Here is a 12784-nt window from a genome sequence, read left to right as displayed (position 1 = left end):
CTTATTATGAATACAACATTAAAAAAGCTAAAAAATATTAGTTCGGAAAACTGCATTACTATTATAATGAATTCACATAGGACTAAGCCAGGTTACTTAAAAGACGAGTTAACGCTTAAGAATTTAATCAAAGAAGCGGAAAATAGACTAAATGAAAACACGGTTAAAAAAGAAGCTGATGCATTAGTTGATAAGCTGCAAAAACTTGCCAATGATATAGATCACAGTCACAATTTAGATAGCTTAATGTTATTTGTGAATAAGGATACTGCAAAAGTGGTTAAGCTTCCGATTGAGGTTACAGATCGTGTAATTATTGATAATAATTTTGCAACCCGTGATTTGGTGAGAGCCATGCATATAGAAACTAACTATTTTGTTTTAGTACTGAGTCAGGAAAAAGTGCGATTAATTGAGGCTTTTAATGATAAGGTAGTGCAAGAATTTGATGCTCCATTTCCAATGGAAAACACGTTTCCTATGAATAAGCCAGAAGTGACCGTATCCTCTCGAAAAACCAATTTGATTGCCGAATTTTTTAATCAAGTAGATAAAGCTGTAAACCTTATTAGAAAAGAAAATCCACTACCTGTTTTAATTTGTACTGTAGAAGAAAACTACGCCGAATACTTAAAAATCGCAGATGAAAAACACAGCATTTTTACCACCTATTTAAATAAGAACAGAATTGCTGAAACGGATCACGCTATTGTAACGGAAGCTTATAAGATTGTTGAAACTTATAAAGCTAAAAGAAATAAAGAGCGAAAGGCTGAATTGGATAAGGCGATTTCAGAAAATAAATTCTTAAGTAATACTTACGATATCTATAAGGCGATTAATGAAGGACGAATACAGACACTGTTTATTGAAGAAGGACTATTCCAACCTGCAATAATAACTAAAGATGATGTTGTATATGTGTCCGATTTTCAGAGAAACGACTCCAATGTGATTGACGATGTTTATGATGAGTTAATTGAGATGAATATGAGATATGGAGGTGATGTTGTATTTATGCCACAAGGTAAATTGGATCGATTTAATGGTTTTGGTGCCATCACCAGATATTAATAAATTATTAAAACAGGAGTGAGATGAAGAATCAAAAGGAATTAATTGTCATCACTGGAGGTGCTGGTGGAATAGGTCAGGCTTCAGCACGAGCCTTCAAAGGTCAACCACTTATTTTAACTGATTACTCACAAGAACAAGTGGGTAAGGCCGTAGAAACGCTTCGAAAAGAAGGGTTCGATGTGTCAGGAATAGCTTGTGATATCACTGATAAGGACGATATTAAAAAGTTAGTTCAATACGTAACCGATAAGGGGGCTTTAAAAGCCTTAGTGCATACCGCAGGAGTAAGTGGAACTGTGAAAGATTTAAAAAAAGTATTTACCATAGACCTCATAGCGACTGAGTATTTGGTTGAAGCTTTTTACCATATTGCTGAAAAAGGTTCTGTGGCCATTTTATTGTCTTCTATGATGGCTCATGCCGTTCCTGCTCATAACGACTATGATGAAGCGCTTAGAAATCCACAAAACTCGGAGGCCTTTGAGGTGGTCAGTAAATTTGTAAATAATGATTCTGACACTATGTACAATTTCGCAAAACGAGGTGTGCAACTATTAACGCATAAACATGCGAATGATTGGGGCAGCAAAGGGGCGCGAATTGTTTCAGTTTCTCCTGGAGTGATAGAAACACCGATGGCACTTAAGGCTGCTGAAGAACATCCTGAGCGTATGGAAATGATTAAGCAAGCAACACCATTAAAACGTAACGGTCAGCCTGAAGATGTCGCAAACGTTATCTACTTCTTGGCGAGTGATGCAGCTAATTTTATTACAAGTACTGATATTTTGGTAGATGGAGGTGTGATTCATAATATAAAAGCGATGTCTTAAAAAGGCGTATGACTTCAAGATTGAGGTGTTGTTTTATGGAACATAAGTTTAAGATAAATTTTTAATGAATAGAATGGAGAGGAAAAATATTTTACTCACAGGAGCTTCAGGAACCGTTGGTTTTGAAGTTTTAAAACAATTGGTAGAAAAAGACCGTTATAATATTACAGTTTTTGACCAAAAGACGAAGAATTCTGTGGAGAAATTCCTGCCATTCAAAAATGATGTTCGACTTATTTATGGAGATATTACCAATCCTGAAGACCTAAAGGCTATTGAACATATAGATGTTGCCATACATCTGGCGGCAATCATTCCGCCTTTGGCAGATGAAGCTCCAGAATTAGCTCATAAGGTGAATGTAGAGGGGACTTTGAATCTTATCCAACAATTAGAAAACCAGTCTCCAAAGGTCTTCTTTATGTACAGTTCGAGTATTTCGGTATATGGAGATCGCATTGACAATCCGTATATAGAGGTAGGCGATCCACTAATTCCTAGTGAAGGAGATGCTTATGCCGTAACTAAAATAGAGTCCGAAAGAAATGTACAAAAGAGTGCATTAGATTGGACTATTTTTAGGTTAGCGGCGATTATGGGGAATCATAAAATGAGTAAGTTGATGTTTCATCAGCCTTTAGATACGGCCTTAGAAATTGCAACACCTAGAGATACAGCTCGGGCATTTGTAAATGGAATTGAGAAACAAGACCAATTATCTAAGCACATCTTTAATTTAGGAGGAGGGGAGTCGTGTAGAATGACATACGATCAATTTCTAGAACGCTCGTTTGAGATTTTTGGATTAGGCGAATTAGACTTCCCTGAAAAAGCGTTTGCTGATAAAAATTTTCACTGTGGGTATTATAAAGATGGTATGGATCTTGAAAAGATAGTCAACTTTAGGCAAGATACTATCGAGGATTATTTTGAAATGGAAGCGTCAAAAGTGTCAACATTAAAGAAAACCGCCGCCTCCATATTTCAAAAACCTGTAAAATGGTATTTGTTGAAACAGTCAGAACCTTACCAGGCCTATAAGGAAAAGGACCAAAAAGCAATGAAACATTATTTTAATTAAAGTAACACTTATGAATAGCATACTTCTTTTTTTTATTTCAGTACTCGCCGGAGTTTTCACTCAGAATAGTTCTGAATTAACCATCAATATCACAAATATAGAATCCATAAAGGGCGAGATTATTATCGGCGTGTTTAATACGGATAAGAATTTTTTGAAGGATGGTTCAGCTATTAAAAACTATTCTATCAAAGTCGAAAATCATTCCGAACAAATAATAATCACCGATTTACCCAAGGGTGAATACGCCATTTCCATGTATCACGATGAAAATTCAGATAATGAATGTAATCGGAATTTTTTAGGCATTCCAAAGGAGCCTTATGGTTTTTCTAACAATATAAAACCAAAATTTTCGGCTCCGGCTTATGAAGATTGTAAGTTCATACTTGACGGGGAGAAAGAATTGGAAATTAAATTATTGAACTAATTAGTTTAATATAAGTACTCAGAGATTTAATAGGAGATTCATTTTAATATTTAATTAACTAAATACATTCAGTATGGAAACTTCATTTTTAAAATCGATTAAAGATGTGATTAAGCATTGGTATATTCCACTTTTGGTCGGTGTGTTTTTTGTAATCGTAAGCATTGTGACATTTACGTCGCCGCAAAGTTCTTTATTGGCCTTATCTATTTTATTTGCCCTGTCCTTTCTGCTCGGTGGACTTTCGGAAGTCGTTTTTTCCGTTGTAAATAGACATCAAATGGACAATTGGGGATGGTCTTTAGCTTTTGGAATCATAACGTTTATCGTTGGATTCTCCTTACTCATTCACCCAGCTTTATCATTAAGCGTATTGGCATTTTATATTGGTTTCGTTATTCTGTTTCGTTCTGTGGCGTCCATTAGTTTTGCCTTAGACTTAAAACGCTATGGCAGTCAAAATTGGGCAGGTTTATTAGCATTGGGGATTCTAGGCGCTATATTTTCGTTTATTCTTATTTGGAATCCTGTTTTTGCAGGAATGAGTATCGTCATATTAGTGGCGTTGAGTTTTCTATTTGCAGGGCTATTTAGCATGTATTTCTCGCTTCAACTGCGAAAACTATACAAAGCGGCTAAGCCAATTTCGATTGAACTTAGACAGCGTTATGAAAGTCTAATGGACGACATTCGTAAAGAAATGAATGATTAGAAGGGAATGATTTTTTCTAGTTAAATATCTTTTTATAATAAAAAACACATAACTTATATGCTCAAGTTTCGACAAGCAGAATTAAATGATCTCGAAAGTATAATTGCGATTGAGCAACAAATTTTTAGTACCGATAGTTATCCTGCTTTTGTGGTAAGACAACTTTTTGATATTTCAGGTCATAATTTTGTAGTTGCAGAAGAGCATAATCAAATTTTGGGCTATGCTTTAGGTAGTGTCAATTCTAAGCGAAAGCAAGGGTGGATTTTATCTATGGGCGTGGATAAAGTAGCAAGAGGAAGGGGTTTAGGTAAGCAAGTTACAAAACACCTAATGGAAGTTCTAAAAGCTGAAGATGTCAAGGAAATCGCTTTAACAGTATTCCCTGAAAACGCTACAGCCATAAAGATTTATAAGAATTTAGGTTTTCAAAAAACCCAAGTCTTAGAGAACTACTTTCTAGATAACGAAGAACGAATAGTAATGACTTTAAGGGTTAATGAAGATAGGAAGTAACAGTCTTTAAGAAATAAATTATTAAGAATCCTAAACCAAAACCAAAACCAAAACCTAATGTTAATCCTAAGGAATGTCCCCTCGAGGGGACTTTAGGGGTGTTAATAAATAGATTACTAAAACTGATTATCCATTTGAGCGACCTTAATGTTAATAAAATGATCACAGATGGGATGTCCCCTTGAGGGGACCTTAGGGGTGTTGTTAAATAGGTCATCAAAATAGATGTTCCCTCGAGGCTAAAGAGAAGCAAAATAAATTTAGATTCGAAGTTACCGAGCGCAGCACATTAGTGGTGTTAATAAAATGATCACAGATAGGATGTCCCCTCGAGGGGACTTTAGGGGTGTTAATAAATAGATTACTAAAACTGATTATCCATTTGAGAGACATTAATGTTAATAAAATGATCACGGATTGGATGTCCCCTCGAGGCTAATGAGAGGTAAAATATATTTTGACTCGAAATTACCGAGCGCAGCTCATTAGGGGTGTTAATAAATAGATTACTAAAACTGATTATCCATTTGAACGACTTTAATGTTAATAAAATGATCACGGATAGGGTGTCCCCTCGAGGGGACTTTAGGGGTGTTTTAAAATAACTTTAACAAATTAAAAGACCATCAGATCAATACACAAATACACAAGGTATTTCAAATACTGATTTAACCATAAAACATAAATTAAAATGAAAAACTTAAAAGACAAAGTAATCATCATCACAGGAGGAGCCGCTGGTATAGGTGGCGCAATGACTACTGAATTAACAGAAAGAGGTTCGTGTATAGTTGCGGTCGATTTGAACGAGGAGGCTGGGAAGGAAAAGGTCGCATCGAATCCAAAGCAAATTGCTTTTATAAAAGGTGATATATCGAAAGAATCGGTTGCAAAGGAAGCGGTAAGTTTGGCCATTTCTAAATTTGGGAAATTGACAAGCGTGGTGAATAATGCGCATGCGTCGCGTCAAAAACCAATTATGGAATTGACCGATGAGGATTGGGAATTATCGATGAATACAGGTTTAAAAGGAACGTTAAACTTTATGAAAGCCGCTTATCCTGAACTTAAAAAAACGAAAGGGTCTATTGTGAATTTTGGTTCTGGTGCAGGTTTACTGGGGCAAAAAAATCAAGGAAGTTATGCGGCAGCGAAAGAAGCTATTCGAGGTTTGTCTCGTGTGGTGGCTAATGAATGGGCGGAAGATGGTATTAGAGTAAATGTTGTTTGTCCTTTAGCGTTTACCGAAGGTGTAAAGCAATGGAAAGAACATTTCCCTGAGCAATATGAAGAGATTATAAGTAAAAATCCATTAGGACGTTTTGGTGATCCTCAAAAAGATGTAGCGCCAATAGTCGCTTTTTTATTGAGTGATGACAGTCAATATATGACTGGACAAACACTGATGGCTGATGGGGGAGATATAAAACTGAGATAAATATTAAGACATTATGACTACTGCGGATTTATTCAGCCTTAAAGGAAAGACAGCCATTGTAAGAGGTGGTATAAATGGCATGGGAAAAGCCACGGCTTTACTTTTAGCAAAGCATAATGCTACTAACATCACTTCTGACGTTTAATTGGCTTTATCATGGGTAAACTTATCAATAACCGTTGGATTTTATTATTAATCATTACTCTAACCTGGGGAAGCTCATTTATATTGATTAAAAAATCATTGGTGGCCTTTACTCCGTATGAGATTGGTTCCTTACGGGTTATTGGTTCGGGATTAATTCTATCGGTGATAGGGATTCCTGCGATTTTTAAAATGACAAAAAGCACCTTGATTTGGGTAAGTATTGTTGGGTTCTTCGGGAACTTCCTACCTATGTTTTTATTTCCAATCGCCCAAACTAGGGTCAGCAGTTCGTTGGCGGGGATTTTAGATTCTTTAGTGCCCGCCTTTGTTATGATATTTGGTTATATCCTATTCGGGATCAAAAGTCAATGGTCACAAGTATTGGGTGCAATTATCGGGTTTCTAGGAGCCGCTAGTCTTATATATTTCTCCGATGCCGATACCGAAACGTCTCAGTTTGCTTATGCGATGTTAATTGTTTTAGCGGGTGCGTCCTATGGAATCAACGCTGTTGTTATTAAAGAGCGAACGGCCAAAGTCAACGCCGTGCAACTCACAGCGGCTATTTACACCATCTGGGCCATTCCGTCTTTGGTGATTTTATATTTTACAGGATTCGTTCAGAATTTTGAAATGAAACCGGAGTATCTAGAGCCCATAGGTTATTTAACATTTTTAACCGTCTTTGGGACTGCTATCGCTATGCTATTATATTATAAATTGATTCAAAATACTTCGGCTGTTTTTGCAAGTTCGGTAAGTTATTTGTTGCCTATTGTTGCTGTCATTTGGGGTATAATTGATGGTGAAAAATTCACCTTCTGGTACATTTTAGGTGGTGTCATGATTTTAATAGGGATATACCTCATACGCGAGAAAAAGAAAAATCCAAAATTAGCCCCACGAACCTAAGATTATAGGTGATTAATATTAAGCGAAAAGAAATTGTGTCGCCAAAAATTAGGAAATTAGTGTTAGAAATATTATATTCTTCGCTTCGGATATTCACAGCTATTTCATTCAAATTAGATAAGAATAATTGCATTTTTTAGCGCTTATTCAACTGAAATATGTGCTGTTTCCAAAACTGCCTGAGGGCAGTCTTTAAGTTTTAATTAAATTTTTTATTAATAATTGTTTGTAGGTCTAACTTCGAGATAAGTTAAACGTATGAGCGCAAAAAAGTATTGTTATAATATGAACAAAAAACGTGTAGGAATTATTGGAGCTGGTCCCAGTGGATTGGCGCAATTAAGAGCTTTTGAAGCTGCAAAGAATCAAGGATTAGAAGTGCCAGAAGTGGTTTGTTTTGAGAAACAAAGTAATTGGGGCGGGATGTGGAATTATTCCTGGAGAACAGGAGTAGGGAAATACGGAGAACCAATTCACGGTAGTATGTATAAATACTTATGGTCTAACGGTCCGAAAGAGTGTTTGGAGTTTTCTGACTATTCTTTTGATGAGCATTTCAAAAAGCCGATTTCATCGTACCCACCAAGACCTGTTTTATTCGATTATATTCAAGGCCGAATAAAAAAGAATAACGTTCGGGATTATATCCGCTTTGATACCACCGTGCGTTGGGTAAATTATAATGAGGAGACTAAAAAATTCCAAATTGTATTAGATAACTTAAAAATTGATAAGACCTATACCGAGGAGTTTGATTACCTCGTCGTAGCTTCAGGTCACTTCTCTACGCCTAATATGCCTTATTTTGAAGGTATTGAGGAGTTTCCTGGTCAAGTATTGCACGCCCATGATTTTAGAGGGGCAGATCCATATAAAGACCAAGACTTATTAATTATTGGAAGTAGTTATTCAGCTGAAGATATTGGTGTACAATGCCATAAGCATGGTGCTAAGTCGGTCACCTTAAGTTATAGAAGTAATCCAATAGGGGTTAATTGGCCTGATGGTATAAAAGAAGTACCATTATTAAAACATTTCGATGGGGATGTGGCATACTTTAAGGATGGAACATCTAAACGGTTTGATGCGGTAATTATGTGTACTGGTTACCAACATAAATTCCCATTCTTACCAGATGAATTACGTTTAAAAACAAAAAACAACTTGTATCCAGATCACTTATATAAAGGGATTTTCTTTAACGACGCCCCTAACTTAATTTATTTAGGCATGCAAGATCAGTATTATACCTTCAACATGTTTGATGCTCAAGCTTGGGTGGCACGTGATTTTATTATGGAAACCTATAAAATTCCATCAAAACCAGAACGTCGTTTAGACATTAATAAATGGTTGGTGGAAAATGACAAATTAAAGACTAGTTTCGATCACGTAGATTTTCAATCGGCCTATATCAAAGACTTGTTAAGGCTATCAGATTATCCGGATTTCAACGTGGATAAAGTCGCCGAAATGTTTAAAGAGTGGCTAAAAGATAAAGATGAAAATATCTTGACGTATAGAGATAAAACCTTCCAAAGTGTAGTGACAGGGACGATGGCCGAAACACATCATACCGAATGGATGGACGAGTTAGACGATAGTAAAGAACGTTACTTATATGCAGAAGATAAAGAAGAGGTGGAGGAAGATGTATTAGAAAAAGAACCTGTATGAGCTTAAAAAACTCTGTTTATAATAATGTGTTTTTTAATTTTAAACCTCACGTATAGCCATGATACGTGAGGTTTATTTTTTTATTAAATTGAGGTCAGGCTTAAAAAAAGTCTTAATTTAACAACACCGTAAATACAAGGGTATATGAATTGGATTATAATAGGAGAAATCCTCTATATTCTCCTAATGATTTTTGTCATTTCTCGAGCACTTTATGAGACACGTAGCAGCACAAAAGCCTTAGCATATATCTTGTTCATCATCTTTGTGCCATTTATTGGTATGATTTTCTACTTCACTTTCGGAATTAATTATCGAAAGCGAAAACTCTACAGTAAAAAAATAGTTAAAGACGAACCTTTAAGAGCGCGTATCAGAAATAGAATGAATACCTATTCTGAACAAATTAGAAAATCAGGCTTAATTCGAGAAAAGCATCGCAATTTAATAGAATATATAAGACTTGCAGGAAGTAGTCCATTAACGGCGAGTAATGATGTAAAATTATTGATTAATGGTGAAGAAAAATTTCCAGAATTACTGAAAGCTTTAGAGAGCGCAACTTCGCATATTCATATCGAATATTATATCTACGAAGATGATATTACCGGTAACCAGATTGCTGATATGCTGATAAAAAAAGCAAAAGAAGGTGTTGAGGTTCGCTTTATGTATGACGACTTTGGAAGCCATAGCCTCAGAAGATCGTTTATTAATAGACTAAATGAAGCTGGAATCCAAACCGCACCTTTCTATAAAATTAAATGGTACGCTTTCGCCAATAGGCTGAATTATAGAAATCATAGGAAGATTGTAATTATTGATGGAATCGTCAGTTTTATTGGAGGTATCAATATGAGTGATAAATACCGTAACGATCTCAAGGAAAAGGATCCTTTATTTTGGAGAGATACACATCTCATGATTAAAGGACAAGCCACCGCATATTTGCAATACTTATTTATGTGTGATTGGAATTTCAGTAGTGCGACAAACATGGAATATTCGCCAACTTATTTTCCGGATCATACAGAAACGATGGATATAGAAAATAAGGTGGTTCAATTTGCTGCATCGGGACCAGATAGTGTGCAGCCTGTAATTTTTTATTCCCTATTAGAAGCCATCAATTCCGCAAGGCAAAGTATTTATATTACCAGTCCGTATTTTATTCCTGGCGAAAGTTTAATGGATGCCTTGATTATAGCCATTCAATGTGGGTTAGATGTAAAAATCATTATCCCAGGAGTGTCAGATTCAAAACTAGTGGATGCGGCTGCAAGTGCCTATTATACAGAATTGCTTCAGTATGGGGCGAAAATTTACAAATACAATAAAGGATTCGTACATGCAAAAACCATGGTCATTGATAATGTTTTGGCGGTGGTAGGTTCAGCAAATATGGATTACAGAAGCTTTGATCTTAATTTCGAAGTCAATGCTATGGTTTATAGTGAAACTTTGGCTCAGCAATTAACAAGTGCTTTTGAAGATGACTTAAAAGAATCAGAATTAATCGATGGAGAAATGTGGTTAAATCGCCCAACCTATATACATCTATGGGAAAAAACCGTACGACTATTATCTCCGTTTTTGTAATTAGAGTAGATTCTTATTAAGTCGATTTTTTTGGGGTTTTAGTCATGTGAAACCACCAAATGGTTCAACTGATTTTATGAATAGAGACGAACGAGAAGGGGTAAACATGGTTTACGCTAAAATTTAATGAATAATTAAAGCCAACTCAAAAGTTAAAAGAAATAATTTCACTATATTTTCACATCATTAATCTTCAAGGGTACGAGATTTTTAGAAATTTAAAAGATGTAATGTGCTAATTCACAGAGGTGTAATAATTTTTAAGTTAAATAATATTTAAAACTAAATTTCTATTTTCATCTTTGTTATCTCGAAATATTATCTTTGATATAGATTGCTTAGATACAAACCAACGAATATGATTAAAAAAATATTTCTCACTCCTTTTCAGAAGTTTTTTAAACTTTCCAGTTTTAGCGGTATTTTATTAATGTTAGCAACAGTGTTAGCCTTGGTTTGGGCTAACTCTCCCTTTGGCGATAGCTATCGCGAACTGTGGAATTATGATCTTGGTATAGTAACAGAATCTTTTGAATTTAAGATGCCATTAATTATGTGGGTTAACGACCTATTGATGGCCATATTCTTTTTTCTGATAGGATTAGAAATTAAACGAGAACTGTTAATTGGTGAGCTTAACTCCCCAATGAAAATTGCATTTCCACTTGTTGGTGCTTTAGGGGGAATGATTGTTCCTGTAGTTTTCTTTTTAGTCTTAAATGAAAATCCTGAAACTACAAAGGGTTGGGGTATTCCAATGGCGACAGACATCGCATTCTCATTAGCGATTTTGAATGTATTAGGAAATCGAGTGCCTCTAAGTTTAAAGATATTTTTAACCGCCTTCGCTATTGTTGACGATATTGGTGCGGTTCTAGTGATTGCCATATTTTACAGTGGAGACATTAATATTAACTCATTAGTAATTGCTTTGGCGCTATTAAGCTTCTTATATTACTTATCGTACAGAGGTTACTATTCAAAATTCCTCATGTTTTTCTTAGGGATTGTGGTGTGGAGTCTATTCCTTCAAGCTGGAATTCACCCTACGGTAGCCGGTATCATGTTAGCATTTTCGGTGCCTATTAGACAAAAGATTGATACCTCCACTTTTACAACGCATTTAGAAATAATATATAATGATATAAAGAATTCAAGCCGATTACAAAAGCCGATTCTTTCAGATGAACAAGTGCATCTTGTGCATGATTTACAAAATTGGACACGTAAATTCCGCTCACCATTGCAAAATTTAGAACATAACTTACATGGTTGGGTCGCTTATTTTATTCTACCGATCTTCGCTTTAGCAAATGCAGGTGTATACTTTGATAGTTCGGTTAGTCTAGAATGGGCTTTAGTTATCAATATCATTGTAAGTTTAATTTTAGGTAAGGGTATTGGTATTTCACTGATTGTTTTAATTGCCAAAAAATTAAAGATTATTGAAGTGCCAAGTAGTATCAATTTTGTTCAAATTATTGGTGTGGCATTCTTAGCAGGTATAGGTTTTACTATGGCAATATTTATTGCAAGTCTCGCATTTGCAACACATCCAGAGTATGTGGATTCAGCTAAAATAGGTATACTTATTGGCTCATTTATATCTGCAATTATTGGTTATCTCATTCTGTTTTTCGACTCAAAAAAACGAGTGAAAGAAGAAATCGCATAGAACATATAACTTACAGACTTGTATAATAAGTCTCAAAAATAGAAACCTCTTTTAATTAGAAAGAGGTTTTTTTTTAGTGAGTAGGGCGACTCTAAATTTTCTGAGTAATATTTAACAAATACTTAACGTTGATTAGTTCGATATGAAACGAACTAACTATAACTTTGCGAAGTTAAATTAATGATTGTTGGAAAAAATGGAATTGTCAGACGAAAAAAAGCAACTTATTGAAGAAGTTGGTATTCATTTAGAAGAGCGGGCCAATTTATCGCCTTTAGCTTCGCGAATCTACGCTTTACTTATTCTGTCTTCCTATGACGGAATGAGCTTTGAGAAGATTGTGAATACCATGCAAGCGAGTAAGAGCTCTGTGTCTAGTAATATAAATGTGCTATTGCAGTTGCATTTTATAGAATACTACACAAAGCCAGGGGATAGAAAGCGATATTTTAGAACTTCGGATTTCTATCTTAAGAATACGATGGAGCAACAAGCTCATAGTTTAGAGAAAGCCCTAAGAATTGTTCAAAAAGTCAATCATTTTAATGCAGATCATAACCCTGAAAAGTTTAAAAAAGAAAGGTCAATGGGCTCATTATATGAAAGCCATTTAAATGAACAAATAGAACGAATAAATCATACCCTAACAGAAATCGAAAAATTAAAACAGTAAGCTTAAAACACTAA

13 protein-coding genes are annotated in these 12784 nt (G+C 35.2%); all 13 read left to right on the top strand.

Features of this window, described 5'->3' with window-relative positions; all coding sequences use genetic code 11:
* Positions 1–6 precede the first annotated feature (6 nt).
* Positions 7–1074 carry an AOC03_06830 family ribosome hibernation factor gene (locus DFQ11_RS00840; protein WP_229791212.1) on the top strand — a complete coding sequence of 356 codons (1068 nt, stop codon included), beginning with the start codon at positions 7–9 and terminating at the stop codon, positions 1072–1074.
* Between the two features lie 23 nt (positions 1075–1097).
* Entirely contained in the window at positions 1098–1910 is an 813-nt protein-coding gene (locus tag DFQ11_RS00835; protein WP_110473747.1) for an SDR family oxidoreductase, read from the top strand.
* 73 nt (positions 1911–1983) lie between these two features.
* A complete protein-coding gene (locus tag DFQ11_RS00830) occupies positions 1984–2991 on the top strand; it encodes an NAD-dependent epimerase/dehydratase family protein (RefSeq protein ID WP_110473746.1) in 1008 nt (335 codons plus the stop codon).
* Between the two features lie 10 nt (positions 2992–3001).
* On the top strand, positions 3002–3421 hold the full coding sequence (locus DFQ11_RS00825) for a DUF2141 domain-containing protein (protein WP_110473745.1): 420 nt from the start codon (positions 3002–3004) through the stop codon (positions 3419–3421).
* A gap of 73 nt (positions 3422–3494) precedes the next feature.
* Positions 3495–4133 carry an HdeD family acid-resistance protein gene (locus DFQ11_RS00820; protein ID WP_110473744.1) on the top strand — a complete coding sequence of 213 codons (639 nt, stop codon included), beginning with the start codon at positions 3495–3497 and terminating at the stop codon, positions 4131–4133.
* Between the two features lie 57 nt (positions 4134–4190).
* Entirely contained in the window at positions 4191–4649 is a 459-nt protein-coding gene (locus tag DFQ11_RS00815; protein WP_110473743.1) for a GNAT family N-acetyltransferase, read from the top strand.
* A gap of 691 nt (positions 4650–5340) precedes the next feature.
* Entirely contained in the window at positions 5341–6087 is a 747-nt protein-coding gene (locus DFQ11_RS00810) for an SDR family NAD(P)-dependent oxidoreductase (protein ID WP_110473742.1), read from the top strand.
* 13 nt (positions 6088–6100) lie between these two features.
* Positions 6101–6232, top strand: coding sequence for a hypothetical protein (locus DFQ11_RS15315; protein ID WP_262508278.1), 132 nt, complete (start codon positions 6101–6103; stop codon positions 6230–6232).
* Positions 6233–6243: 11 nt separating this feature from the next.
* Positions 6244–7146 carry a DMT family transporter gene (locus DFQ11_RS00800; protein ID WP_110473741.1) on the top strand — a complete coding sequence of 301 codons (903 nt, stop codon included), beginning with the start codon at positions 6244–6246 and terminating at the stop codon, positions 7144–7146.
* Between the two features lie 285 nt (positions 7147–7431).
* The gene (locus DFQ11_RS00795) at positions 7432–8823 is read left to right on the top strand and encodes a flavin-containing monooxygenase (protein WP_110474787.1); all 1392 of its coding nucleotides are present in this window, start codon (positions 7432–7434) and stop codon (positions 8821–8823) included.
* A gap of 144 nt (positions 8824–8967) precedes the next feature.
* Positions 8968–10422 carry a cardiolipin synthase gene (gene cls, locus DFQ11_RS00790; RefSeq protein WP_110473740.1) on the top strand — a complete coding sequence of 485 codons (1455 nt, stop codon included), beginning with the start codon at positions 8968–8970 and terminating at the stop codon, positions 10420–10422.
* Positions 10423–10780: 358 nt separating this feature from the next.
* Positions 10781–12097 (top strand): Na+/H+ antiporter NhaA, encoded by a 1317-nt coding sequence (nhaA, locus tag DFQ11_RS00785; protein WP_110473739.1) that lies wholly within the window; start codon positions 10781–10783, stop codon positions 12095–12097.
* Between the two features lie 196 nt (positions 12098–12293).
* A complete protein-coding gene (locus DFQ11_RS00780) occupies positions 12294–12770 on the top strand; it encodes a GbsR/MarR family transcriptional regulator (RefSeq protein ID WP_110473738.1) in 477 nt (158 codons plus the stop codon).
* Positions 12771–12784: the final 14 nt, after the last annotated feature.

The organism is Winogradskyella epiphytica, assembly GCF_003217215.1.
GTDB classification, from domain to species: Bacteria; Bacteroidota; Bacteroidia; order Flavobacteriales; family Flavobacteriaceae; genus Winogradskyella; species Winogradskyella epiphytica.
This window is presented reverse-complemented; position numbering and strand designations above follow the sequence as displayed.

Bases quoted from the DNA above. Each gene is read 5' to 3' on its own strand.
- DFQ11_RS00840 (WP_229791212.1), top strand. From the start codon at position 7: ATGAATACAACATTAAAAAAGCTAAAAAATATTAGTTCGGAAAACTGC.
- DFQ11_RS00835 (WP_110473747.1), top strand. From the start codon at position 1,098: ATGAAGAATCAAAAGGAATTAATTGTCATCACTGGAGGTGCTGGTGGA.
- DFQ11_RS00830 (WP_110473746.1), top strand. From the start codon at position 1,984: ATGGAGAGGAAAAATATTTTACTCACAGGAGCTTCAGGAACCGTTGGT.
- DFQ11_RS00825 (WP_110473745.1), top strand. From the start codon at position 3,002: ATGAATAGCATACTTCTTTTTTTTATTTCAGTACTCGCCGGAGTTTTC.
- DFQ11_RS00820 (WP_110473744.1), top strand. From the start codon at position 3,495: ATGGAAACTTCATTTTTAAAATCGATTAAAGATGTGATTAAGCATTGG.
- DFQ11_RS00815 (WP_110473743.1), top strand. From the start codon at position 4,191: ATGCTCAAGTTTCGACAAGCAGAATTAAATGATCTCGAAAGTATAATT.
- DFQ11_RS00810 (WP_110473742.1), top strand. From the start codon at position 5,341: ATGAAAAACTTAAAAGACAAAGTAATCATCATCACAGGAGGAGCCGCT.
- DFQ11_RS15315 (WP_262508278.1), top strand. From the start codon at position 6,101: ATGACTACTGCGGATTTATTCAGCCTTAAAGGAAAGACAGCCATTGTA.
- DFQ11_RS00800 (WP_110473741.1), top strand. From the start codon at position 6,244: ATGGGTAAACTTATCAATAACCGTTGGATTTTATTATTAATCATTACT.
- DFQ11_RS00795 (WP_110474787.1), top strand. From the start codon at position 7,432: ATGAACAAAAAACGTGTAGGAATTATTGGAGCTGGTCCCAGTGGATTG.
- cls (WP_110473740.1), top strand. From the start codon at position 8,968: ATGAATTGGATTATAATAGGAGAAATCCTCTATATTCTCCTAATGATT.
- nhaA (WP_110473739.1), top strand. From the start codon at position 10,781: ATGATTAAAAAAATATTTCTCACTCCTTTTCAGAAGTTTTTTAAACTT.
- DFQ11_RS00780 (WP_110473738.1), top strand. From the start codon at position 12,294: ATGGAATTGTCAGACGAAAAAAAGCAACTTATTGAAGAAGTTGGTATT.